Raw genomic sequence first — 23,462 nt, 5'->3', positions numbered from 1 at the left:
AGCCGGTTTCAGCCGGCGAGGGTCGTCGGCGCCCGGTCGGCCGCCTCGTCCGGCGGCGGCTGCAGGCGGGCGACGACGTCGGGGGCGCTGGCGCCGGTGGCGTCCATCGACTTCTTGACCGTCGCGCCGTAGACGTCGACGTACTCCTGGCCCGACAGCATCATGATCTCGTACATGATCTCGTCGGTGATCGAGCGCTCCACGAAGCGGTCGCCCGACATGCCCTCGTAGCGGGAGAAGTCGAGCGGGGCGCCGAAGCGCACGTTCACCCGGGTGATCGACTTCCCGAACGGCAGCTTCTTCTTGCTGTAGACCATCGCGACCGGGATGACGGGGGCACCGGTCTCCAGCGCCGTGCGGGCCACGCCGGTCTTGCCGCGGAAGAGCCGGCCGTCGGGCGACCGCGTGCCCTCCGGGTAGATGCCGAGGACCTTGCCCTCACGGAGGATGCGGATGCCGGTCTGGATCGCGTTCTCGGCCGCCGAGGCGCTGGAGCGGTCGATGGGCACCTGACCGGCACCGGAGAAGAAGGCCCGCTGCAGTGCGCCCTTGACGCCCTTGCCGGTGAAGTACTCGGCCTTGGCGAGGAAGGTGACACGGCGCTTCAGCTGGAGGGGCATGAAGATCCAGTCGGCGGCCGACAGGTGGTTGCTCGCCAGGATCGCGGCTCCCGTCGCCGGCACGTTCTCGGTGCCCTCGGCCCGGGGACGGAACACGGCGTGCACCGCGGGGCCGATCGCGACGAACTTGAGGAACCAGTAGAACAACACGCCTCCCTGTTGAGCTGCCAGACTAAGGAGCCCGTCGGCGGAATCACAATCGGTCGGCGGTGTGACCTGTCCCGTGATCACGCCCGCCGGTCGGCACCGCCGCCGGACGCCGAGGAGGACCCCCGTTGTCTGGACCGACCGCGCCGCAGGGCGTCATGCCCGGTGCCGAGCCGTTCTCCTTCCCCGGCGGGGACGGTCCCGACGGCCGCACCGGCGTGCTGCTCGTGCACGGCTTCACCGGGACGCCGATGAGCATGCGGCCGTGGGGCGAGCACCTGGCGGCGGAGGGGTTCGCCGTCCGCTGCCCGCTGCTGCCCGGCCACGGCACGCGCTGGGAGGACTGCAACCTCAGCACCCACGACCAGTGGACGGCGACGGTCGAGGAGGCGTTCGACCAGCTCGCCGCCGAGTGCGACCGCGTCTTCGTGGCGGGCCTGTCGATGGGCGGCACGCTGGCCACCCGGCTGGCCGAGGTGCGTCCGGACGACGTCGCGGGCCTCGTGCTGGTGAACCCGGCGCTGCTCACCCAGCGGCTGGACGCGAAGCTGCTGCCGCTCATCGCCAGGCTCACCGGCAGCTGGGCGCCGATCGCCAGCGACATCAAGAAGCCCGGCGTCACCGAGCTCGCCTACCCCAAGCTGCCGACGCGGGCGATGCTGCAGCTGCGCGGTCTGTGGGCCGCCACGCGGGCCGACCTCGGCCGGGTCACCGCGCCGGTGATCGTCTTCCACAGCGTGGAGGACCACGTCGTCGAGCCGGTCAACAGCACGGTCCTGCTGGCCGGCGTGGGCAGCAGCGACACGACCGAGGTGCTCCTCGAGGACAGCTACCACGTGGCCACGCTGGACAACGACGCCCCGAAGATCTTCGCCGGCTCCGTGGACTGGATCCGCGAGCGGGTCGGCGCCGGTGAGAACCCGGGCACAGGGAGCCCGGCGGCGGAGACGCGGTGACCTCCCGTCGCGGGCGCGGCCGCCGCGACAACGGCCTGGACGCGGCGCTGTGGAGCCCGCTGCGCGACGTCGACCCGCGGGTCGGCGAGCACCTGCTCGACGTGCTCCACGCCGTCGGCATCGCGGCCTACCTCGAGCCGTCCGCGGACGTGGAGCCCTACACCCGGTCGGTCAGCCTGCCCAGCCCGCCGTCGGACCGGCTGTTCGTCGACCGCGCCCGCCGGGCGGAGGCGCGCACCGTCGTCGACGAGCACGCCCCGGCAGCCGAGGTGCGGCCGCAACCGGAGCCCGAGCCGGCGACTGCCCGGCGCGAGCTGGACGAGGACGCCGAGTGGCGCCGGATCGTGGCGGCGTTCGAGGCCGAGCACGGCCGCGCGGTGGTGGACGAGGAGCCCGTCGACGCCCCGCCGCCGCCCCCGCACGAGCTGCCCGTCCTCGACCAGCCCGACGAGCACTACGAGCCGCCGCCCCCTCCACCGATCCCGGCACCGGCCCCGGCGTCGCTCTACGCGGTGCTGCTGATCGCCGCCGGCGTGCTGCTGATCGGCGCCCCCGGCATCCTCGAGCTGTCCGCCGACGTGGGTCTGGTCATCGGCGTCGCGGGGATCGCCGGTGGCGTGGCGATGCTGGTGTCCCGCATGCGCGACAGGTCCGACGAGGACGGTGACGACGGCGCGGTCGTCTGACCGGCTAACGTCCGGCGGGTGAGCCCCGCTACCCACTCCGCCACCGTCACCGTCACCGGCCACCTCATGGACACCGGGACCCTCGCCCGGATCCTCGACGACGTCCTGGAGTACGGCGGGGACTACCGGATCGAGAGCCTCGACCTCGGCCGGCAGCACGAGGACGAGTCCCGCGCGCTCATCGAGATCAGCGCCGACGAGACCGAGCGGCTCGAGCGGATCCTCATGCGGGTCCAGATCCACGGCGCCAACGCCGTCGACCCGGGGACGGCGACGACGCGGCCCGCTCCGGCCGACGGCGTCTTCCCGGACGACTTCTACTCGACCACCAACCTGGAGACGCTCGTCCGCCTGGACCGCGAGTGGATCCGCGTGCGGCAGCCGGAGATGGACTGCGGGCTAGTCGTCACCGAGGAGGACGGCGAGCAGGTCGTGCGCACGGTGCCGGTCAGCGACGTGACGGCCGGCGACGCCGTCGTCTGCGGAGCGCACGGGGTCCGGGTCGAGCTGCCGCAGCAGGCTCCGCGCGGCGAGGAGGACGACTTCGGGTTCATGTCGTCGGCGGTGTCCAGCGAGAAGCCGCAGGCGCTGCTGGTCCGCCAGATCGCCGAGCGCATGCGCGAGGTGAAGGCCGAGGGCAAGCGGATCCTGTGGGTCGGCGGCCCGGCGGTGGTGCACACCGGGGCCTCGCCGGCGATGGTCCGCCTGGTGCGCGCCGGCTTCGTCGACGTCCTGTTCGCCGGCAACGCGCTGGCCACGCACGACATCGAGTCGGCGCTCTTCGGCACCTCGCTGGGCGTCGACCTGGCCAAGGGCTCGGGTGTCCCGCACGGCCACGAGCACCACATCCGGGCGATCAACACGATCCGTGCGGCCGGCTCGATCCGGGCGGCGGTCGACTCCGGCGTCCTGACCGGCGGCGTGATGCACGCGATGGTGCAGGCGGGCAAGCCGTTCGTCCTGGTCGGCTCGGTCCGCGACGACGGCCCGCTGCCCGACGTGTACACCGACGTCATCGAGGGGCAGCGGGCGATGCGCGCCCAGCTGCCCGACGTCGGCTTCGCGATCATGGTCGCGACGATGCTGCACTCGATCGCGACGGGGAACATCCTGCCGGCGTCGATCCCGCTGGTGAGCGTCGACATCAACCCGGCGACGGTCACCAAGCTCGCCGACCGCGGCAGCGCGCAGGCGATGGGGATCATCACCGACATCGGCCTGTTCCTCGAGCAGCTGGCCCGCGAGCTCGCCCCCGAGTAGGCCTCACCACTCCCGGCGGACGGTGCCCTTCGGCCCGGCCACGAGGGTGGCCGCGGGCACGTCGTCGGCCACCACCGTCCCGGCGGCGACGACGGCGTCCCGGCCGATGCTGACCCCGGGCAGGACGGTCGCGCCGGCACCGATCCAGACGTTCTCCGCCACGTCGATCGGCGCACCGGTGAGCCACTGGCGCCGCTCGGCGGGATCGACCGGGTGGCCCATCGTGATGAACGTGGCCTTCGGGCCGACCATCACGCCCTCCCCCAGCCGGATGCCGGCGAAGTCGAGGAACGTGCAGCCCTGGTTGACGAAGACCCGCTCCGCCAGCTCCAGCCGCAGCCCGTGGTCGGTGTAGAAGGGCGGGTGGATCGTCACCCGCGGGGGCAGGGGCCGTCCGAGGATCTGCTCGAGCAGCGCCGCCCGTCCCGCCTCGTCGTCGAACGGCAGGACGTTGAGGCGCGAGGTCAGCTCCGTGACCTGCAGGACGCGCTCGCTCATCGCCCGGAACTCCGGGCCCAGCACCCGCTCGCCGCGCGCCAGGAACTCCGAGTCGTGGATCGGCAGGAAGCGGTCGCTCACCTCGACGGTCCGGTCTAGGCCTCGCCGTCGGCGACCGCCTGGCGGACCAGGTCCGCGGCGCCGACGATGCCCGCCTGCGGGCCCAGCTCGGCGACGACGACGCGCGGACCGGGCCGGAAGCCCCGGCCGGGCAGCGCGCGGTCGAGCCGGTCGCGCGCCGGGCCGAGCACCATCTCGCCGAGCTTGCTCACCCCGCCGCCGATGACGACGACCTCCGGGTCGAGGCTGGCGGCCAGGTCGGCGATGCCCTGGCCGAGCCAGACGCCGACCTCGGTGACCAGCTCCAGCGCGAGCGGGTCGCCGTCCGCCGCCGCGCGGGCGACGTCCTCGCCGGTGAGCCGGTCGGGCTCGCAGTCGACCCGCTCCAGCAGCCGCGCGGCCGCGGCCGGCGACGTGCGGGCCACCTCGCGCGCGGTCTGCCCGAGCGCGGTGCCGCTGGCGTACTGCTCCCAGCAGCCGCGGTTGCCGCAGGCGCACAGCCGGCCGTCGGGGACGACGCGCATGTGCCCCCACTCCCCCGCCACCCCGTGCGAACCCCGGCGCAGCCGGCCGTCCAGCACGATCCCGCCGCCGATGCCGGTGCCGAGCGTGATCATGAGCGCCAGGTCCGCGCCCCGGGCTGCGCCGTAGCGGTACTCGGCCCAAGCGGCGGCGTCCGCGTCGTTGCCCACCCACAGCGGCCGCTGGAGCCGGGCGGCGAGGTCCTTGCGCAGCGTCGAGTTCCGCCACGCCAGGTGCGGGCTGAACAGCACGGTGTCCCCGGTGCGGTCGAACCACCCCGCCGCGCCGACGCCCACGCCGACCAGGTCGCCGTCGTGCCCGTCGGCGAGCTCCTCGACCACCGCGGCGATCGCGTCCTCGGTGTCGCTCACCGAGGCGCCCGGCGTCGCCCGCCGCGCGGTGGCCAGGATCGTGCCGTCGGCGGCGACGACCCCACCGGCGACCTTCGTGCCGCCGATGTCGATGCCGAGCGCAGCCCGCCCGGTCGGGTCGGTCACGCGATGTCGATCTGCTGGACCGGAGCCGGGGGCTCGCCGTCCTGCTCGGGCTGGGCGGCCGGCTCGGCCGGCTGGCCGGCCTCGGCCACCGTGCGCAGCGCCGCGGCGGCGGTGGTGAGCAGGTCGGCCAGGGCCGCCGTCACCTCGGGGCGCTCGCCGCGGACGACGGACGCCACCTGGCAGATCGGGCACCAGCGGCAGTCCGAGGAGTGCTGTGCCTCCCCCTCGGTCTCGCCGTCGGCCGGGGGGACGGCGGAGGCGAGGCTGCCGCGGACGGCCTCGACGAGGCGCTGCGCCTGGTCGATCCAGTCGGTTCCGGGGGTCATGAGGTCCTTCCCTCTGCGCTGAGGAGGTCGGCGGGCCAGAGCTTGGGGTCGGGGCGGAATCCCACCTCGAGGCGTGCGTCGGCGGTGCCGGGGTCGGCGAGCCGCCCGCCGGTGACCTCGCACCGGCGCAGCAGCGCGTCGAGCCGCACCGACCGGCGGACGCCGCCGACGGTGAGCACGAGGTCGTCGACCCAGCGGGTCAGCGTGACGGCGCCGTGCTCGGCGAACGGCAGCGGCAGGGCCAGCTGCCACGCACCGGCGTCCTGCCGCTCGGGACCGGGAGCCGGGAACCCCGTCGTCCCGGGCAGGTCGTCGGCGACGAGTGCGGCGACGTCGTCCGCGCCGGCCGGGTCGGCGGCCGCCTCGGGCACGCGGTGCACCGGCGCGACCTCCGCCAGCGCGGCGAGCGCGGCGTCCTGCTCGGCGGCGCGGCGCGTCGTCCACTCGTCGTCCCCGGGCAGCGGGAGCACCCGGGTGAGCACGGCGCCCGCGCGGAGGCCGTGCAGGCCGAGCACCGTCGCGGCCGCGCGCAGCGCGGCCACCGAGGACGGCCGCGGCGGCGCGACCAGGTGCACGGCGGTACCGGCCGGGTCGGCGAGGCGGTCGGCGGCCAGCAGCCGCTCCACGGCGGGGACGGCGGACAGCGCGGCGTCGACCGGCCCGCGCCGGACGGCCCCCGACGCGACGGCAGCGGTGCGGACGGCGCCCAGGGCGCGGACGCCGGGAGGCATCAGCTGGTCCAGCCACCACCGCAGGGTGGCCGGCAGGGCGACCAGCGCCAGCGCGGACTCGACCGGGCCGGCGTCGACGACGACCAGGTCGGCCTCGGCCCGCGCCAGCTCGGCGAAGAGGGCGAGGTCACCGGCGCCCGGCAGGGGGACGACGGACGACGCGGGCGGCAGCGTCCCGTGCGGCAGGACCGCGCCGATCCCGTCGGCGGCGCCGGCCCACAGACCTTCGACGGCGGCCTGCGGGTCGACGGCCCGGACGGTGAGACCCGGTTCGGCGTCCAGCCCGGCGACCGCGGGCGCCTGGCGGGACAGCAGCACGGTGCGGCGGCCCGTCCGCGCGGCGCGAACCGCCGCCGCGGCGGCGAGGGTCGAGGTCCCGGCCCCACCCGGGCCGGTGAGGAGCAAGGTACGCATGGCACGGCCCACTGAGAACTCAGCCCTCGACGCGCTTCTTGAGCTCCTTGAGAGCCGTGTCGAGGATGACCTTCTCGGCCTTGCGCTTGATCATCCCGAGCATCGGGATCGAGAGGTCGATGGTGATCGCGTAGGTCACCTCGGTGGCGCCGTCCCGCTCGGTGAGCGTGTACGACCCCTCCTGGCGCTTCTGCATCTGGCCCTTGACCAGGTTCCAGGACACCTTCCGGTCGCCGTCCCACGTGTAGTCGAGGACGTAGTCGTCCTTGACCGCCCCGGCGTCGAGGACGAAGTGCACCTGCCGGGCGCGACCGTCCGGGCCGGTCTCGAGGACCTCCACCTGCTTCGCGGAGGCGACCCACTGCGGGTAGGCCGGGAAATCGGCGATGACCGCCATGACGTCGGCCGCAGGAGCGTCGACGACGATCGACTGGGTGGACTGGTCGGCCATGGGAGGCAGGCTAACCGTTTCCCGGCGTCCAGCGAGCAGACGGCCCGGGACTCTGCTACTCACGGGTAGCGAGAACGGCTAGATTCCACACGACGTCCCTGTCCGGGGCCGTGGGCGACGGTGCCCGTGGGCGGTGGGGAGGAGAGGACCAGGCGTGCGCGAGTTCAGCGTCCCCGCGACCACCGAGGTGGGTCCGGACGAGGCCATCCCCGACATGCTCACCACGAACGTCGCCGAGCACGGCGACGAGGTGGGCCTCCGCCGGCGGGTGGACGGCCAGTGGCGTGACGTCACGTGGAAGCAGTTCGGCGACGAGGTCCGGGGCGTCGCCAAGGGGCTCATCGCCGCCGGCGTGGCCGCCGGTGACCGTGTCGCCCTCCAGGCCAAGACGCGTTACGAGTGGACGGTCTTCGACTTCGCCATCTGGACCGCCGGCGGCGTCGTCGTCCCGATCTACGAGACCTCCAGCGCCGACCAGGTCGCCTGGATCCTGTCCGACTCCGGCGCGACCGCCGTGGTCGTCGAGCGCGACGAGCACGCCGCGGCCGTCGAGTCGGTCCGCGACCAGACGCCCGACCTCCGCTCGGTGCACGTCATCGAGGACGGCGCGATGGACCAGCTGATCGCGTCGGGGAAGGACGTGCCCGACAGCGAGCTGGAGGCGCGGCGCGCGACCCTCAAGGCCGACAGCCTGGCCACGCTGATCTACACCAGCGGCACGACCGGGCGGCCCAAGGGCTGCGAGCTCACCCACGCGAACTTCCTGTTCGAGATCGGCAACGGCATCACGCTGCTCGACCGCTTCATGAGCGTGCAGGGCTCGCTGCTGCTGTTCATCCCGCTGGCGCACGTGCTGGCCCGGGTCCTGCAGGTCGGCGCCATCAAGAACCGCACCGTCATCGGCCACACGCCGGACGTGAAGAACCTCGTCGAGGACCTCGGGGAGTTCAAGCCCACGTTCGTGCTGGCCGTGCCGCGCGTGTTCGAGAAGGTCTTCAACAGCGCCAAGGCCAAGGCCGAGGGCGACGGCAAGGGCAAGATCTTCGACAAGGCCGCCCAGGTGGCCATCGACTGGTCCCGCGCGCAGGACACCGGCGGCCCCGGCCTCGCGCTGCGCGCCCAGCACGCCCTGTTCGACAAGCTGGTCTACGGCAAGCTGCGGGCCGCCCTGGGTGGTCGCTGCCTCGGCGCGATCTCCGGCGGCGCTCCCCTCGGCGAGCGGCTGGGCCACTTCTTCCGCGGCATCGGCGTCACCGTCTTCGAGGGCTACGGCCTGACCGAGACGACGGCCGCCGCGTCGGTCAACCACGACGAGGCGCTGCGCATCGGCACCGTCGGCCGCCCGCTGCCGGGCGTCGAGTTCCGCATCGCCGACGACGGCGAGGTGCTCATCCGCGGCGGCATCGTCATGCGCGGCTACTGGAAGAACGAGGACGCCACGAAGGAGGCCATCGACTCCGAGGGCTTCTTCCACACCGGCGACCTCGGCGAGCTCGACGACGACGGCTTCCTGAAGATCACCGGCCGCAAGAAGGAGATCCTGGTGACCGCGGGCGGCAAGAACGTCGCCCCGGCCGTCCTGGAGGACCGGCTGCGCGCCCACCGCCTGGTCAGCCAGTGCATCGTCGTCGGCGACCAGCGCCCGTTCATCGCCGCGCTGATCACCCTCGACGAGGAGGCGCTGCCGCAGTGGCTGGAGTCCAAGGGCAAGCCGGCCGACCAGTCGGTCGACCAGCTGCGCGAGGACCCGGAGCTCAAGGCCGAGATCGACGCCGCGGTGAAGGACGCCAACAAGGCGGTGTCGCAGGCCGAGGCGATCAAGAAGTTCACGATCCTGGCCACGGACTTCACCGAGGACAACGGGATGCTCACCCCGAGCCTCAAGCTCAAGCGCGCCGTGGTCATGAAGGAGTTCGGCGACGAGGTCGAGAACCTCTACGCCCGCTAGGACCGACCGCTGAGCCCCGTCCCGCACCTCGCGGGGCGGGGCTCAGTGCTGCGCGGGGTCGAGCAGGTCGGCGAACGTGGCGGCGATCGTCGTCCAGGACCAGCGCTCCTCCACCCACGCGCGCCCGGCCTTCCCCATCGCCCGCGCCCGCGCCGGATCGGCCAGCAGGTCGGCGACGGCGTCGGCGACGGCCTCCGGGGAGCGCGGCTCGACGACGTGGCCGGTGACGCCCTCCCGCACCGCCTCGGGGGCGCCACCGGAGGTGCCGGCCACGACGGGCCGCGCGCAGGCCGCCGCCTCGAGGAACACCATGCCCAGGCCCTCGACGTCCAGACCGGCCCGGCGGGTGCGGCACGGCATGGCGAAGACGTCCCCGGCGGCGTAGTGCGCGGGGAGTGCGGCCGGGTCGACCGGCCCGGTGAACACGACGGAGCCGGTGAGCCCGCGCGCCGCGACCGCCCGCCGCAGCGACGTCTCGAGCGGACCGCCCCCGACGAGCAGCAGGCGCGCCCCGGGATGCCGGGCCAGCACCCGCGGCCAGCCGGCCACGAGCACGTCCTGCCCCTTGCGCGCGACCAGGCGGGACACGCACACCACGACCGGCGCGTCGCCCAGGCCGTACTGCTCGCGGACCGCGGCGCCGTCGGCGTCCGGGGTGAACCTGTCGACGTCGACGCCCGGGGACAGCTGGGCCAGCCGGGTGCGCGTCCCGAGGGCGGGCGCGAGCCGCTCGCGGGTGTACTCGCTGATGTAGGTGACGACGTCGAGGTGCGACGCGATCCGCTGCATGAGCTGGCGGCTGCCCGGCAGGGCCACCCACCCGGTCTCGTGCCCGTGGGTGATGCCGAGCACGTGCCCGACACCCGCCGCCCGGAGAGCCGGCGCGATCAACCCCAGCGGGGCGGCCGCACCGAAGACGGCGCTGTCGCACCCGTGCCTGCGGGCGAGCTCCGCCGCCGTCCGGGCGACCGACCGGGTGGGCAGCAGCATGGTCGTCGGGTAGCGGACCACCTCGTAGGGCAGCGCGGCGTCGTGCTCCTCCCAGCCCTGCGACCGCGAGGCGAGCACGACCAGGGACTCCGGCGGCCGGCGGGCCAGGAGCGCCGCGACGAAGGTCTGGATCCCGCCCTGGCGGGGCGGGAAGTCGTTGGTGACGACGAGGGTCCGGCTCACGGCCGCTCCAGCCGCGTCCAGTCCTCGGCCATGGCCAGGCGCTGGGAGACGGTCGGGTGCGAGCCGTAGAACCACTGCCAGAGGGCGGGCGGGTCGGGATCGTTGAGGTTGGAGCCGGCGAGGTCGCGCTGCATGTCGGCGAACGCCTCGGGGTCCCGGGTGAGGTCGAGGGCGTGCACGTCCGCCCGGGCCTCGATGTGCCGGGACACCGCGTTCTGCACCGGCGTGGCCACCAGCGTGCCGACGGCCATGAGGAAGAGCACCAGCGGGATCACGCGCGGGTCACCCGGCGCGTCGGCGCCGGCCCTCCGCAGGAGCGCGGGCGAGGAGACCAGCCAGCCCAGCAGAGCGACCCCGGCACCCGCACCGAGCGCGCCGATCAGCGTCCCGGTGAGGACGTCGTCGGTCGCCACGTGGCCGAGCTCGTGCGCGACGATCGACTCCACCTGCGCGTCGGGCAGGCGGTCGAGCACCGTGTCGTACAGGACGATGCGGCGGGTCGAGCCGAACCCGGAGACGTAGGCGTTGAGCGCCGTCGTCCGTCGCGAGGCGTCGGACACCAGGACGTCCTCGACCGGCGTGCCGTTCTCCTCCGCCAGCTCCAGCAGATCGGTGCGCAGCTGCCCGGCGGCCAGCGGCTCGAACCTGTTGAAGGCCGGCTCCATCAGCACCGGCCAGAGGAAGGAGCCGACGACGACGAGGGCGGCGGCGCCCGCCGCGGCCCACGCCCACCAGGTGCGCGGCAGCTTCCGGGCCAAGAGGACGACCACCAGGAGCCCGAGCGCGGTGAGGCCCGCGTCGATGGCGGTCGAGACGGTGACGTCGCGCAGCCAGAGACCCCAGCTGCGGGTGGACAGCCCGTACCGGTGGCGCACCGACTCGCCGTAGGCGGACAGCGGCAGGGTGACCAGGCGGCCGATCACCGCGAGCGCGAGGACCCCGAGGAGGACCTGCCAGACCCATCCCCCGCCCAGCGGCGCCGCCACCGCCCGCACCAGCCGGGAGCCGAGGCGCGTCAGGCCGAGCACGGCCGACACGAGCAGGCCCAGGAGCAGCGAGGCGACCGACGCCGGCCGCAGCGACGCCGCGAAGGCCTCGGCGCGGCCCAGCTCGGTCGCGGACAGACCGGCGGTCGGGTCGACCGGGCTGCGGCCGCCGGCCGGCTCCGGCAGCGGCGACCACGGGGTGGCGACCGCGATGACCACGACGAGCGCGACGCCGAGGACGACCGCAGTGATCAGGGCGGCCCGGCGAGCGGTCACCCGGCCGATCCTATGAGGACCTGCCGGGACGACGAGGGCCGGTGACCCCTGGGCGGGTCACCGGCCCTCGGCGCGGTGCGGTCGGTCAGCCCGCGATGCGGCGGGCGTGCGTGAAGCCGCTCATCGAGTTGAAGTCGACCACCATGACCGGCTTGCTCGACGTCGACGCGTGGACCATCTTCCCGTTGCCGACGTACATGGCCACGTGGCTGGTCGGGCTGTAGTAGAAGAGCAGGTCGCCCGGCTGCAGGTCACCCACCGAGACGGGGGTGCCCATCGTGGACTGGCTCCGGCTCGAGTGCGGCAGGCTCACGCCGGCCGCGGAGTAGGCGTACTGCGTCAGCCCGGAGCAGTCGAAGGAGTCGGGGCCGCCGGCGCCCCAGACGTAGGCGTCGCCGACCTGGGCGAGCGCCGTGTCCACCGCGACCTGCGCCGCACCGCTCGGGGCGACGACGCCGCTGGGGACGGCCTGCGCCTCGGTTCCGCCGTGCGCCCGGGCGACCTGCGCCTGCTGGGGCGCGGTGAGGGCGTCGTACTGCCGCTGGTAGTCGGCGATGTCCCCCTCGAGCTCCTCCTGCTGCGCGGCGATGTCGTCGACGGCCTTCTGGGCCGCAGCGCGCGCCTCGGCCGCGTCGGCCTGGGCCGACTCGGCGGCGTCCGCGGCGTCGGCGACCTCGGCGAGCTGGGCCGTGGTGTGCCCGGCGATGGCGTCGAGCGTGCCCAGCTGGTGGACGAACTCCTCGGCGGAGTCGCTGGTCAGCAGCACGTCCAGGCGGGAGAAGCCCTCGGTGGTGTACGCCGAGCGGGCAAGCTGGCGCACCTGGCCGTCGAGCGCGTCGAGCTGGGCCTGCGCCTCGGCGGCGGCCTTCTCGGCGTCGGCGACGGCGGCCTGCTGCGCGTCGAGCTGGACCTTCGCCTCGTTGAGCTGCTCGGTCACGACCTCGAGCTGGTGCTCGGCCTCGGCGACCTTCTGCGCGGCCTGGGCGGCGTCGGTGACGGTGGCCGGGTCCGCGGCGGCGGTCCCCGGCAGGACGGTGAACGTGAGGGCCGCGGTCACCCCGAGGAGGAGACCCGAGCGCAGCCATCCGACGTGTCCGGACGCGGACCGACGAGGGAGGTGCGACTGTTCGAGGGCGTGCGACAGTACGGCGTGTGGGGTCGCCACGAGCGGCGGCTCTCCGTTTCTTCCTCTGCTACCGCCTACCGAGTTAGCTGACGGGTTCGGGCTGGGAAGACTGGCCCTATCCCCTGCGCACCGGCGAACCGGCCCGGCAGGAGAACTCACCCCAGGACTGCGGTGGGTCCCCGGCTCACCGTCGAGCACCTGTGCAGGCGCCGTCGGGCGATTAGGCGGTGCCCGTCCGAGGTCACCCCTCAGCGGGTGACGACCACTCGGTCGGACCGGCCGACCCTACGACCGTGATGTCCCCGTGACAAACCGAGGCTCCTGGGACCCGTGTGACGGAGATCGCTCCGAGTGCCGTATTCGCAGGTGGGCGAGCCGGTTTCCGCCCTGTGTGACCTGGAGCGGACCGTTCCGTCCGGGTGCTCGTCAGCCGGTCCGGCGGCCGTTGCCGGCGCCCCCGGCCGACCCGTCGCGGTGCCCCTCCCGGTGCCGCAGCGGGGGCACCAGGCCGACGTCGGCGAGGGCTCGGACGGCCCGCCGCTCGACGTCGTCGAACTCCACGACGACGCCCGGCCGCGGGACGACGACGTCCTCCGCGGCCACGTCGTCCGCCGTCGCGTCGACCGTGCCGCGGGCGCGGCCGGGAAGCGGCACGACCACCGGGTCGGTGCTCTGGCAGCCCGGGGGCGCGCCCAGCAGGACGGTGACGACGCAGTCGGCGCAGCCCGTCGGGCGTGCGGTGCAGGTGTCGCAGTCGATCAGCATGGCTCTTCTCCTCCGTGAGTCGAGACGCACGCTAGGAGCGGCCACCGACAATTCCGGCCCGTCGCCGGACGCGGGGCCTCAGGTTCCGGCGTACTCCCAGTGCCAGGGCTCCTCGCGGCCCCGCCCGGGCTCCGCCCAGTCGGGGTGCAGGAAGCCGAAGCGGCCCGCGTTGGCCTTCATCCAGTCGTACTGGGGCGTGCCGAACCGCTCGATCCCGCCGCAGAGGTCGACGGCGAGCCCCCAGCCGTGGTTGCTCGTGCCCGGGACGGCGGCCAGCGCCGGCTTCTCCCCGTAGAGCTTCACCTGGCTGGCGTAGGTCCGGTAGGAGTCGGTGATGCAGATCGGCGTCCCGAAGGCGCCGGCGAAGGCCGTCGACATCGCCTTGTAGGCCGCCGCCGCGTCGCAGCGCAGGGAGTGCGACCCCACGCCGATCGGGCACAGCGCGCTCGGCGGGATCAGGCCGTTCGGGTATCCGCCCCACGATCGGGCGCCGTCGTAGCTCGGCGGGTAGACGGTGTTGCCGCACTCCATCCTGAGCGCGCCGCCCGTGGGCCCCGGAGCGGCGACCGGTGCGCGCTGGCCGAGGGTCGGCCGGCCGAGCCCGAGCACCTGGTCGGCGGGCAGCGTCCGGACCACGACCGCGCCGGCCCGCGCGTCGGCGGCCAGCATGGTCTTGGTGTCCAGGGCGATCCCCACGTGGCCCAGACCCGCCTCGGGCGTCCCCAGGAACACCAGGTCCCCGGGGAGCACGTCGGCCGGCGCGACCGGGGTCGTCACCGCGAACAGCTCCGCCTGGTTGCCCGGCAGCGCCACCCCGGCCCCGCCGTACACCGACTGCACCAGCGCACCGCAGTCCCACGAGTCCGGACCGGCCGTGCCCGGGGCGTAGGGCCGGCCGAGCGCGTCCATGGCGGCGGTCACGGCGGACAGCGTCTCGGCCGGGAGGACGAGCAAGGACGAGGGCTGGCGGGGCAGCTGGGCCGCGCCGCGCTGGGCGCCTCCCCCGCTCGCCCCGACCGGCACCAGCCCGGGCGGCAGCCCGGCCGCGGGGTCGAGCAGCGCCGAGGCCGGCGGGGCGGTGACGCCGGCTGCCGCCAGCTGCTCGACGTAGGCGCGCCAGTTGGCCGCCGTCCGTTCGTTGACGTCGAGCTGCTCCTGCTGCAGCTGCGCGAGCTGGCGGTCGACCACGCTGAGCGCGTCGTCCAGCTCGTCGGTGACCGCGTCGGCCTGGGCCTCGAGCTCGGCCACCTTGGCGGCCACCGCGTCGGCGCGCTCCCGCGCCTGGGCGAGGGCGGCCTCGGCGCGCTCCTGCTCGTCGAGCGCCGCCTGCCGCTGCTCCTCGGCGGCGCCGATCACCTGGGCGGCGTGCGCGTCGACGACGTCGAGGAAGCCCATCGCCGCGACGACCTCCCCCGGGTCACCCCCGGAGAGCAGCAGCGTCAGGGGGGTCACCGCGCCGCCGTCGCGGTAGACCGCCGCGGCGTAGCTGGCGACCTCCCGCTGGTAGACGGCGAGCTCGCCCTCGGCGTCGGACACGACCGCCTCGGCGGCCGCCACCGCCTCCTCGGCGCGAACCTGCTCCTCGCGGGCCGCGGCGACCTCCGTCTGCTGCTCCTGCAGACCGGTCTGCACCTCGGCGGCCCGCTGCTGCAGCTGGTCGAGGGCGCGGCTGTCGAGCACGGCCGACGTACCGCCGGGCTGGTCGCTGGGGTCCGCCGCCGCGGGCTGCGCCGTGGCGACCGCGAGCGCGGCGACCACGAGGACGGGGAGGGCCGTCCGGGCCGCCGTCCCACCAGTGCGCCACCGGGAGCGCGGGAGCATCAGACCACCTCTGCGTGTCAGGGCCGCGCTCGTCCTCGGGCGCGGCCCACCAGGGGAGATGGTGTCCTGATCACCCGCCGACCGCCAGGCGAAACAGGCCGGTTCCCCACTCGTGGGCGACATCCCGTGCGCCGCCCTCCCCCGGCGCGGCATCACAAGAGTGTCATTACCCCGACCTACCGTCCGCCCCGTGCCCTTCCCTCCCGCTGCCGCCCCGCAGCTGAGCCGGTACGAGCAGGTCACGATCGACGAGCTCGGCACCCCGCTGGCCGACGTCACGTTCGTCGTCGTCGACCTGGAGACGACCGGCGGATCTCCCAAGGACAGCGCGATCACCGAGATCGGCGCGGTCAAGGTGCGCGGCGGGGTGGTGCTGGGCGAGTTCCAGACGCTGGTCGACCCGGGCCGGGAGATCCCGCCCTACATCAGCGTGCTGACCGGCATCACCTCGATGATGGTCGCCGCGGCGCCGCGGATCGGCGCGGTGCTGCCCGGCTTCCTCGAGTTCGCCCGCGGCGCGGTGCTGGTGGCGCACAACGCGCCGTTCGACCTCGGGTTCCTCAGGGCCGCGTGCGCCGAGAGCGGCATCGCCTGGCCGGCGGCGGCGTCGGTCGACACCGCCGTGCTGGCCCGGCGGCTGCTCAGCCGCGACGAGGTCCCCAACTGCAAGCTGGCCACCCTCGCGCCGTACTTCTCCGCCACCACCTCGCCCACCCACCGAGCCCTCGACGACGCGCGGGCGACCGTCGACGTGCTGCACGGCCTGTTCGAGCGGCTCGGCCCCCTCGGCATCACCTCGCTCGAGGAGCTGACCGGCCTCACCCGGCAGGTCGACCCGGAACGGCTGCGCAAGCGGCACCTGGCCGACAGCGTGCCTCGCGGTCCCGGCGTGTACCTCTTCCGCGGCCCCCGCGACGAGCCGCTCTACGTGGGGACGTCGAACGACCTGCGCAGCCGGGTCCGCAGCTACTTCTCCTCCAGCGAGCAGCGCAGCCGCATCACCGAGATGGTGGCCCTGTCCCAGCGGGTCGACGCGATCCCCTGCGCGCACGACCTGGAGGCGGCGGTCCGCGAGCTGCGGCTGATCGCCGAGCACAAGCCGCGCTACAACCGGCGCTCCCGGTTCCCCGAGCGCGCGCTGTGGATCCGGCTGACCGAGGAGCCCTTCCCCCGGCTGTCGGTCGTCCGCCGGGTGCGGCCCGGCGCGGGCGTCTTCCTGGGCCCTTTCCCCGACCGGCGCGCCGCCGACGCCGCCGTCGCCGCGGTGCACGAGGCGCTCCCCCTCCGGCAGTGCACGACGCGGATCTCCCCGCGGATCCCGACGTCGGCGTGCGTGCTGTTCGGCATGGGGAGGTGCGGCGCGCCGTGCACCGGCGCCCAGTCGGTGGAGGAGTACGCCTCGATCGCCTCGGTCTTCCGCGCCGCCGTCGACCACGACCCCGCCGATCTGGTCGCCCCGCTCCTGAGCCGGGTGGAGCGGCTCGCCGGCGAGGAGCGCTACGAGGACGCCGCCGTCCTGCGCGACCGGGTGGCCACCCTCGTGCGGGCCGTGCGGCGGCGGCAGCGCCTGGAGTCGCTGGCCGCCGTCCCGGAGCTCGTGCTGGCCCGCGCCGACGGCTCGGGCGGCTGGCACCTGTCCGTCGTCCGTCGCGGGCGCCTGGTCGCCGCCGGCGGTGCACCGACGGGGACCTCGGTGCGCGGCACCCTCCCCGGCCTGCTGGCGTCCGCGGAGACCCCCCTCGGGCCGGAGGACGAGCTGGCGGCCACCGTCGACGAGACGGAGCTGATCATGCGCTGGATGGAGAAGCCCGGGACGCGGCTGGTCGAGCTCACCGGCACCCTCGCCTGCCCCGCGCCCGGGACCGGCGGCTTCAGCTCGTTCCTGGAGCGGGTGGAGACCGGCCGCACCGAGCGCAACCCGTTCGCCGACGACCGCTCGCTGAGCACGCGGGCCCGCCCGGAGCGGGTGACCGCGGGTGCGGCCGTGCGGTCCCGGCTAGGCTCGCCGGCGTGATCACCGCCATCGTGATGATCGACGCGGCCACCGACGCCATCCCCGAGGTGGCGGCGGCGATCGCCGACCTCGACGGCGTCAGCGAGGTCTACTCCACCGCGGGCGAGGTCGACCTCATCGCCATCGTGCGGGTGCGCGAGTTCGAGCAGATCGCGGAGGTCATCGCCGGCCGCATCAACAAGGTGCCCGGCGTCCTGGAGACCGAGACGCACATCGCCTTCCGCGCCTACTCGCGGCACGACCTCGACGCCGCGTTCTCGATCGGCTTCGACACCGCCGACTAGCTGCCGGCCGCCTGGCTCACGGTCACCCAGCGCTGGAGTTGCGCGGTCGCACGGCCGTCGTCGATGGCGGCCGCCGCACGTTCCATGCCGGCCGCGATGGCGTCGTGGAGGCGGGCGGGGCGCTCGTCGAAGGCGGCCAGCGCGGCGGCGGCGTTCAGGAGGACCGCGTCGCGGACCGGCCCCTCCTCCCCCGCGAGCACCCGGCGGAACACGTCGGCGTTGAACTCCGGCGGGCCGCCGCGCAGCGCCTCGGCCGTCGAGGCGGGGATGCCGAGCGCCGAGGGGTCGAGGCGGTCGGGCTCGACCTCCCCGCCCCGCACCACCCACACCGACGAGGTCGTCGCCGTCGTCAGCTCGTCCAGCCCGTCGTCGCCCCGGAACACCAGCGCACGGCCGCCGCGGGCGGCGAGGACGTCGGCCATCACCGGCGCCATGCGGGCGTCCGCGCAGCCGATGGCGGCGGCGCCAGGACGAGCGGGGTTGGTCAGCGGCCCCAGGAAGTTGAACACCGTGCCGATGCCCATCTCCCGGCGCGCCGGGCCCGCGTGCCGCATGCCCGGGTGGAACACCGGCGCGAAGAAGAAGCCGATGCCGGCCTCCTCCACGCAGCGCGCCACGCCGGGAGCCGGCAGCTCGATCCGGACGCCGAGGGCCTCGAGCACGTCGGCGGCCCCGGAGGACGACGACGCGGCACGGCCACCGTGCTTGGCCACCGGCACGCCGGCGGCCGCGGCGACGACCGCCGCCATCGTGGAGATGTTCACCGTGTGCGCGCCGTCGCCCCCGGTGCCGACGATGTCGACGCAGTCGCGGGAGAGCTGCACGGGCGTCGCCTGGGCGAGCATCTCCGCCGCCAGCCCGGCGACCTCCTCGGCCGACTCCCCCTTGGCGCGCAGTGCCACGGCGAAGGCGGCGACCTGCACGGGGGTGGCCTCCCCGGTCATGATCTCGCGCATCGCCCACGTGGTGTCGGCGGCGGAGAGGTCCTGGCGGGCCAGCAGCCGGTTCAGCAGCTGGGGCCAGGTCCGCCGTCCCGGGTCGGGCGCGCTCACCGGCGGCTCACCGGCGGACGACGGGGCGCTGCGCGTGCTCGCGCAGCAGGTCCGCCACCACGCCAGGGGCGGTGAGCGGGTCGATCGGCAGCGGCAGCGTGCCCTCCGCGCGCGACCAGTGCGCCAGCCAGCGGTCGGGCTGGCGGGCGATGAGCACGCAGACGGCGGGCCGGTCGACGACCTCCTGGTCCAGCGTGCGGGCGACCGCCAGGCCACCGGTCGGCTGCGCCTCGCCGTCGAGGATGCAGAGGTCGACGCCGCCGGCGTCGACGGTGGCCACGACCTCCTCGCCGGTCTCGCACTCCAACCACGTCACGGGACCGACGTCGGGCGCGGGGCGCCGCCCGACCGCCGTCCGGACGGCGTCGCGGACCTCCGGACGGTGGCTGTAGACCACCACGGTGGCCGGCGCTGAGTCGCTGCGGGAGGTGTCGGAGACGGTGCTCACGCCGCGGAGCCTAGCGGCAGAGCAGGGCAGATCCCCGAGCAGACGCGGTATCGGTGAAGAGCTGATCACATTGCCGCCACGCCCATCGCACCCGCGGTCGTACCGGGCCCCGCCCGATGCCATGATGACCCTCGTGACAACGGCCCCCGTCGCGAGCAGCACCTTCGACACATCGCGGGTGCACTCCCTGACCCGACCGAACATGGTCAGCGTCGGCACGATCATCTGGCTCTCCAGCGAGCTCATGTTCTTCGCCGGCCTGTTCGCCATGTACTTCACCGCGCGAGCCCGCGCCACCGATGGGTGGCCGCCGGAGCCGACCGAGCTGAACCTGCCCTACGCCACCGTCTTCACGGTCATCCTGGTGCTCTCCTCGGTGACCTGCCAGTTCGGTGTGTTCGCGGCGGAGAACGGCAACGTCTACGGCCTCCGCAGGTGGTTCACGATCACCTTCGTGATGGGCCTGGTCTTCGTGCTGGCGCAGGCCAACGAGTACCGGGTGCTCGTGATGGACCACGACACGTCGATCTCGTCGTCGACGTACGGGTCGGTCTTCTACCTCACGACGGGCTTCCACGCGCTGCACGTCATCGGGGGTCTCGTCGCCTTCGTCTACCTGCTCATCCGGTCCACCATGGGCCGGTTCACGCCAGCACAGGCGACCGCCGCGATCGTGGTCTCCTACTACTGGCACTTCGTCGACGTCGTGTGGGTCGGGCTCTTCGCCACGATCTACCTGATCCGCTAGGGAACCGGTGTCCACCACGAACCCGCAGTCCGAGGCCGTGCTCGCTGACGACGGCAACCCCGCACGCCGGGCCCGTGCCCGGCGCCGCTCGAAGCACCGCCGCCGTCTGGCCAACGTCGCCGGCCTGATGACCGCCCTGGTCCTCACCGGCGCGCTGTACTCGGTGTTCGCCCCGGCGCAGGCCGCCGACGACACGACCGAGTCGGCCGCCGAGGCCGCCGGCCGCGAGCTCTACGAGCGCAGCTGCATCACCTGCCACGGCGAGAACCTCGAGGGCGTCCCGAACCGCGGCCCGTCCCTCATCGGGGTCGGCGAGGCCGCCGTGTACTTCCAGGTGCACACCGGCCGCATGCCGCTCGTCCGCCAGGAGGCCCAGGCGCCGGACAAGCCCGCCGTCTTCTCCGACGAGGAGATCGACCAGCTCATGGCCTACGTCCAGGCCAACGGCGGCGGTCCGACCCTCCCCTCGGGCGACCTGCGCGACGGCGACCTGGCCGAGGGCGGCGAGCTGTTCCGGCTCAACTGCGCCTCCTGCCACAACTTCGTCGGCGAGGGCGGCGCCCTGAGCTCGGGCAAGCACGCGCCCAGCCTCAAGGACGCCACCGACATGGAGATCTACACGGCGCTGCTCACCGGGCCGGAGAACATGCCGGTCTTCGGGGACAACCAGCTGACCCCCGAGGAGAAGCGCTCGATCATCAACTACGTCCAGACCGTCAGCTCGCAGGCCGACCCCGGCGGTGCCGGCATCGGTCGCATCGGTCCGGTCGGCGAGGGTCTGGTCATCTGGGTCGTCGGGATGTCCGCCCTGCTGTTCGGCATCTTCTGGATGGGGAGCAAGGCGTGAGCACCACCCGCGACACCCGCCCCGGTTCCACCGGCGGCGCTGACGTCCCCGGTCCGCTCTACGGCGGCCCGGACGACGACTACACCCCCGAGCAGCTGGCGGCGATGAGCCGGCTGGAGCTCGACCACCTCGGAGCCCGTTACGACGGCGTCGAGATCCTGCACGTCGACCCCGGTCCCGAGCCCGGCTCCGTCATGGAGAAGCGCGCCATCCGGCAGGTCGGCCTGGTGTGGAGCCTGGCCGGGCTCTTCGCCTTCCTCTTCGTGGTGGTCTACGTCGGGTCCGGCTGGTTCCTGCCCGACTGGCACTGGAACATCAGCGAGGGTGGCTGGAGCGCGCTGTTCACGCCCATGCTGGGCCTGTTCATGGGCCTCTCCCTGCTGTGCGTCGGCTACGGCCTCGTGCTCTTCACGAAGAAGCTGCTGCCGCACGAGACCGCGGTGCAGGACAAGCACGACGGGTCGCACTTCGACCGGGTCACCGCCGGCGCGACGCTGGTCGGCGGCTACCACAACAGCGGCCTGGGCCGGCGCAAGCTGATCACCCGCTCGCTGGCCCTCATGGGCGGCGGGGTCGGCCTCATGCTGATCATGCCGCTGGGCGGTCTGATCAAGAACCCGAACAAGGGCAACCCGCTCGGCACCACCAGCTGGGCCGAGGGCGTCCGCCTCGTGCGTGACGACGGCACCCCGATCCGGCCCGGCGACCAGGAGCCCGGCTCCCTGGAGACGGTCTTCCCGGCCGTTCCCGGCGGCAACCGGCAGGCGGACGCGGCCACCATGCTCATCCGCCTCCGCCCCGAGCAGGTCGGCACCCTCACCCCCCGCAGGGGCAGCGAGGACTTCGCCTACGGCGAGTACGTCGCCTACTCGAAGATCTGCACGCACGCCGGCTGCCCGGTGTCGCTGTACGAGCAGGAGACCAGCCGGATCCTCTGCCCGTGCCACCAGTCGCAGTTCGACGTCACGCAGGGCGCCAAGCCGGTCTTCGGCCCGGCCACGCGTGCCCTCCCGCAGCTGCCGCTGGACGTCGACGACGAGGGCTACTTCGTCGCACGCAGCGACTACATTGAGGCCGTGGGTCCCACCTACTGGAACCGGGAGCGCATCTGATGGCTCGTACCGCCGTTGCACCTGGCGCCCCCACCACCAAGCTCGGCAAGGCCGCGTACGAGGTCGACGACCGCCTGATCGTCGCCCCGTGGCTGCGGCGGACCATGAACAAGGTCTACCCCGACCACTGGTCCTTCCTGCTCGGTGAGATCGCGCTCTACGCCTTCCTCATCCTGCTGCTGTCGGGCACCTACCTGACGTTCTTCTTCGACGCCTCCATGCGCGAGGTCGTGTACGAGGGCTCCTACGCGCCGCTGCGCGGCGTGGAGATGTCCGCGGCCTACGACTCGGCGCTGAACCTGTCGTTCGACGTGCGCGGCGGCCTCTTCATGCGGCAGCTCCACCACTGGGCGGCGCTGCTGTTCGTGGCCGCGATCGTCGTCCACCTGCTGCGCATCTTCTTCACCGGCGCGTTCCGCCGGCCGCGCGAGACCAACTGGCTGATCGGCGTCGTCCTGCTGGTCCTGGCCCTGCTCGAGGGCGTCACCGGCTACTCGCTGCCGGACGACCTGCTCTCGGGCACCGGCCTCCGGATCATCAGCGCGATCCTGCTGTCGATCCCCGTCATCGGCACCTGGGCGCACTTCGCCGTCTTCAACGGTGACTACGTCGGGGAGCAGATCATCGGGCGGTTCTACATCGTCCACGTGCTGCTGATCCCGGCCATCCTGCTGGCGCTCATCGCGCTGCACCTGCTGATCCTGGTGAAGCAGAAGCACACGCAGTTCCCGGGCGCGGGCCGGACCGAGCACAACGTCGTCGGCAACCGGCTCTTCCCGACCTTCGCGGCGAAGGCCACGGGCCTGATATTCGTGGTCTTCGGTGTCTGCGCGGCGCTGGGTGGTCTGGTCCAGATCAACCCGGTCTGGCTGTGGGGCCCCTACAACCCGGCGCAGGTGTCCGCGGCGTCCCAGCCCGACTGGTACATCTTCTTCCTGGACGGGTCGACCCGGATCTTCCCGCCGTGGGACCTCAACCTCCCCGGCAACTACCAGATCCCGGCGCTCTTCTGGCCCACGGTCGTCATCGCCGGCATCATGTTCACGCTGCTGGCGCTCTACCCGATGATCGAGCGGAAGCTGACCGGGGACACGGCATCGCACCACCTGCTGCAGCGTCCCCGCGACGTCCCCGTCCGCACCTCGCTCGGTGTCATGGCGCTGACGTTCTACTTCTGGCTGATGGTCGCCGGCGCCAACGACGTCATCGCCGACAAGTTCGACATCAGCCTCAACGCGATGACGTGGGTCGGCCGGATCGGCGTGATCATCCTCCCGCCCATCGCGTACGCGATCACCTACCGGATCTGCCTGGGCCTCCAGCAGCACGACCGCGAGGTGCTCGAGCACGGCATCGAGACGGGTGTCATCCGCCGGCTGCCGCACGGTGAGTTCATCGAGGTCCACCAGCCCCTCGGCCCGGTGGACGAGCACGGCCACGGTCAGCTCGCCTACGGCGGCGCTCCCGTGCCGAAGCGGATGAACCACGTGGGCGGCGCCCGCCGGGCGATCCGCGGGTTCTTCTCGCCCATCGAGGAGCCGAGCCAGGTCGAGCTCGAGCAGCGCGCCGAGGGTCGAGGGCTGGCGACGGGTGAGAGCGAGCGCGAGCTCACCTCCTCCGGGCGCCCGTCCGAGGGCGGCCGCCCCTCCGAGGGCGGTCGACCGCAGGAACCGCGCGACTGAGCAACGCCCCTC

At 73.7% G+C, this 23,462-nt stretch carries 23 protein-coding genes and 1 riboswitch; of the genes, 10 read left to right on the top strand and 13 right to left on the bottom strand.

Annotation, left to right across the window (positions count from 1 at the left end; genetic code table 11):
* Positions 1–8: 8 nt before the first annotated feature.
* Positions 9–770 carry a lysophospholipid acyltransferase family protein gene (locus ACI78T_RS15140; protein ID WP_456558937.1) on the bottom strand — a complete coding sequence of 254 codons (762 nt, stop codon included), beginning with the start codon at positions 768–770 and terminating at the stop codon, positions 9–11.
* A 125-nt stretch (positions 771–895) separates the two neighbouring features.
* On the opposite strand from ACI78T_RS15140, the gene ACI78T_RS15135 reads away from it, so the two are divergent.
* The 3 genes from ACI78T_RS15135 to ACI78T_RS15125 are packed head-to-tail and all read left to right on the top strand — an operon-like array spanning position 896 to position 3,669.
* Entirely contained in the window at positions 896–1,723 is an 828-nt protein-coding gene (locus ACI78T_RS15135; protein WP_456558936.1) for an alpha/beta hydrolase, read from the top strand.
* Positions 1,720–2,409 (top strand): DUF308 domain-containing protein, encoded by a 690-nt coding sequence (locus tag ACI78T_RS15130; protein WP_456558935.1) that lies wholly within the window; start codon positions 1,720–1,722, stop codon positions 2,407–2,409. The genes ACI78T_RS15135 and ACI78T_RS15130 overlap by 4 nt, the downstream gene beginning before the upstream one ends.
* Before the next feature lie 18 nt (positions 2,410–2,427).
* On the top strand, positions 2,428–3,669 hold the full coding sequence (locus ACI78T_RS15125; protein ID WP_456558934.1) for an ornithine cyclodeaminase, nickel-pincer nucleotide-dependent: 1,242 nt from the start codon (positions 2,428–2,430) through the stop codon (positions 3,667–3,669).
* A gap of 3 nt (positions 3,670–3,672) precedes the next feature.
* Here ACI78T_RS15125 and ACI78T_RS15120 read toward each other — a convergent pair whose 3' ends face one another.
* From ACI78T_RS15120 to ACI78T_RS15100, 5 genes are read right to left on the bottom strand one after another with little or no spacing between them, the layout of a single operon-like run.
* On the bottom strand, positions 3,673–4,248 hold the full coding sequence (locus ACI78T_RS15120; RefSeq protein WP_456558933.1) for a DapH/DapD/GlmU-related protein: 576 nt from the start codon (positions 4,246–4,248) through the stop codon (positions 3,673–3,675).
* Positions 4,249–4,262: 14 nt separating this feature from the next.
* On the bottom strand, positions 4,263–5,246 hold the full coding sequence (locus ACI78T_RS15115) for an ROK family glucokinase (RefSeq protein WP_456558932.1): 984 nt from the start codon (positions 5,244–5,246) through the stop codon (positions 4,263–4,265).
* Positions 5,243–5,572: a hypothetical protein gene (locus ACI78T_RS15110; RefSeq protein ID WP_456558931.1), complete on the bottom strand. Its 330-nt coding sequence runs from the start codon at positions 5,570–5,572 to the stop codon at positions 5,243–5,245. Before ACI78T_RS15110 ends, ACI78T_RS15115 begins: the two co-directional genes overlap by 4 nt.
* On the bottom strand, positions 5,569–6,717 hold the full coding sequence (locus tag ACI78T_RS15105; RefSeq protein WP_456558930.1) for an ArsA-related P-loop ATPase: 1,149 nt from the start codon (positions 6,715–6,717) through the stop codon (positions 5,569–5,571). Before ACI78T_RS15105 ends, ACI78T_RS15110 begins: the two co-directional genes overlap by 4 nt.
* Before the next feature lie 19 nt (positions 6,718–6,736).
* On the bottom strand, positions 6,737–7,168 hold the full coding sequence (locus ACI78T_RS15100; RefSeq protein WP_456558929.1) for an SRPBCC family protein: 432 nt from the start codon (positions 7,166–7,168) through the stop codon (positions 6,737–6,739).
* 154 nt (positions 7,169–7,322) lie between these two features.
* Here ACI78T_RS15100 and ACI78T_RS15095 point away from each other — a divergent pair, with 154 nt between their 5' ends.
* Entirely contained in the window at positions 7,323–9,116 is a 1,794-nt protein-coding gene (locus tag ACI78T_RS15095) for an AMP-dependent synthetase/ligase (protein ID WP_456558928.1), read from the top strand.
* Positions 9,117–9,158: 42 nt separating this feature from the next.
* Here ACI78T_RS15095 and ACI78T_RS15090 read toward each other — a convergent pair whose 3' ends face one another.
* From ACI78T_RS15090 to ACI78T_RS15070, 5 genes are all read right to left on the bottom strand, one after another.
* Positions 9,159–10,289, bottom strand: a complete 1,131-nt coding sequence (locus ACI78T_RS15090; protein WP_456558927.1) for a glycosyltransferase family 4 protein — start codon at positions 10,287–10,289, stop codon at positions 9,159–9,161.
* A complete protein-coding gene (locus ACI78T_RS15085; RefSeq protein WP_456558926.1) occupies positions 10,286–11,551 on the bottom strand; it encodes a M48 family metallopeptidase in 1,266 nt (421 codons plus the stop codon). Before ACI78T_RS15085 ends, ACI78T_RS15090 begins: the two co-directional genes overlap by 4 nt.
* 85 nt (positions 11,552–11,636) lie before the next feature.
* A complete protein-coding gene (locus ACI78T_RS15080; protein WP_456558925.1) occupies positions 11,637–12,608 on the bottom strand; it encodes an NlpC/P60 family protein in 972 nt (323 codons plus the stop codon).
* 125 nt (positions 12,609–12,733) lie between these two features.
* Positions 12,734–12,914, bottom strand: a riboswitch (cyclic di-AMP (ydaO/yuaA leader).
* Between the two features lie 189 nt (positions 12,915–13,103).
* Positions 13,104–13,442 carry a hypothetical protein gene (locus ACI78T_RS15075; RefSeq protein WP_456558924.1) on the bottom strand — a complete coding sequence of 113 codons (339 nt, stop codon included), beginning with the start codon at positions 13,440–13,442 and terminating at the stop codon, positions 13,104–13,106.
* 78 nt (positions 13,443–13,520) lie between these two features.
* The gene (locus ACI78T_RS15070; protein ID WP_456558923.1) at positions 13,521–15,263 is read right to left on the bottom strand and encodes a D-alanyl-D-alanine carboxypeptidase family protein; all 1,743 of its coding nucleotides are present in this window, start codon (positions 15,261–15,263) and stop codon (positions 13,521–13,523) included.
* Between the two features lie 190 nt (positions 15,264–15,453).
* Here ACI78T_RS15070 and ACI78T_RS15065 point away from each other — a divergent pair, with 190 nt between their 5' ends.
* Positions 15,454–17,277: a DEDD exonuclease domain-containing protein gene (locus ACI78T_RS15065; protein WP_456558922.1), complete on the top strand. Its 1,824-nt coding sequence runs from the start codon at positions 15,454–15,456 to the stop codon at positions 17,275–17,277.
* Positions 17,274–17,561, top strand: coding sequence for an Lrp/AsnC family transcriptional regulator (locus tag ACI78T_RS15060; protein ID WP_116452460.1), 288 nt, complete (start codon positions 17,274–17,276; stop codon positions 17,559–17,561). The genes ACI78T_RS15065 and ACI78T_RS15060 overlap by 4 nt, the downstream gene beginning before the upstream one ends.
* Here ACI78T_RS15060 and trpD read toward each other — a convergent pair.
* Together trpD and ACI78T_RS15050 are read right to left on the bottom strand one after the other, a co-directional pair.
* Complete coding sequence (gene trpD, locus ACI78T_RS15055) at positions 17,558–18,613, bottom strand: anthranilate phosphoribosyltransferase (protein WP_456558921.1); 1,056 nt, start codon at positions 18,611–18,613, stop codon at positions 17,558–17,560. The genes ACI78T_RS15060 and trpD overlap by 4 nt on opposite strands.
* 7 nt (positions 18,614–18,620) lie before the next feature.
* Positions 18,621–19,061, bottom strand: coding sequence for a hypothetical protein (locus tag ACI78T_RS15050; RefSeq protein WP_456558920.1), 441 nt, complete (start codon positions 19,059–19,061; stop codon positions 18,621–18,623).
* Between the two features lie 133 nt (positions 19,062–19,194).
* Between ACI78T_RS15050 and ctaE the strand changes: the two genes are divergently transcribed.
* Genes ctaE through qcrB form a run of 4 tightly spaced genes read left to right on the top strand, consistent with a single transcriptional unit; the run spans position 19,195 to position 23,450 of the window.
* Positions 19,195–19,809, top strand: coding sequence for an aa3-type cytochrome oxidase subunit III (gene ctaE / locus ACI78T_RS15045; protein ID WP_456558919.1), 615 nt, complete (start codon positions 19,195–19,197; stop codon positions 19,807–19,809).
* Between the two features lie 7 nt (positions 19,810–19,816).
* Positions 19,817–20,656: a cytochrome bc1 complex diheme cytochrome c subunit gene (gene qcrC / locus ACI78T_RS15040; RefSeq protein WP_456558918.1), complete on the top strand. Its 840-nt coding sequence runs from the start codon at positions 19,817–19,819 to the stop codon at positions 20,654–20,656.
* The gene (qcrA, locus tag ACI78T_RS15035; RefSeq protein WP_456558917.1) at positions 20,653–21,768 is read left to right on the top strand and encodes a cytochrome bc1 complex Rieske iron-sulfur subunit; all 1,116 of its coding nucleotides are present in this window, start codon (positions 20,653–20,655) and stop codon (positions 21,766–21,768) included. Before qcrC ends, qcrA begins: the two co-directional genes overlap by 4 nt.
* Entirely contained in the window at positions 21,768–23,450 is a 1,683-nt protein-coding gene (gene qcrB / locus ACI78T_RS15030; protein WP_456558916.1) for a cytochrome bc1 complex cytochrome b subunit, read from the top strand. The genes qcrA and qcrB overlap by 1 nt, the downstream gene beginning before the upstream one ends.
* The last annotated feature ends 12 nt before the right edge of the window (positions 23,451–23,462 follow it).

This window comes from Blastococcus sp. SYSU D00922 (assembly GCF_054050495.1).
Note: the sequence above shows the minus strand (reverse complement) of the source record. Positions and strands in the feature narration are given on the sequence as shown.

Bases quoted from the DNA above. Each gene is read 5' to 3' on its own strand.
- ACI78T_RS15075 (WP_456558924.1), bottom strand. From the start codon at position 13,442: ATGCTGATCGACTGCGACACCTGCACCGCACGCCCGACGGGCTGCGCC.
- ACI78T_RS15070 (WP_456558923.1), bottom strand. From the start codon at position 15,263: ATGCTCCCGCGCTCCCGGTGGCGCACTGGTGGGACGGCGGCCCGGACG.
- ACI78T_RS15110 (WP_456558931.1), bottom strand. From the start codon at position 5,572: ATGACCCCCGGAACCGACTGGATCGACCAGGCGCAGCGCCTCGTCGAG.
- qcrB (WP_456558916.1), top strand. From the start codon at position 21,768: ATGGCTCGTACCGCCGTTGCACCTGGCGCCCCCACCACCAAGCTCGGC.
- ACI78T_RS15105 (WP_456558930.1), bottom strand. From the start codon at position 6,717: ATGCGTACCTTGCTCCTCACCGGCCCGGGTGGGGCCGGGACCTCGACC.
- ACI78T_RS15100 (WP_456558929.1), bottom strand. From the start codon at position 7,168: ATGGCCGACCAGTCCACCCAGTCGATCGTCGTCGACGCTCCTGCGGCC.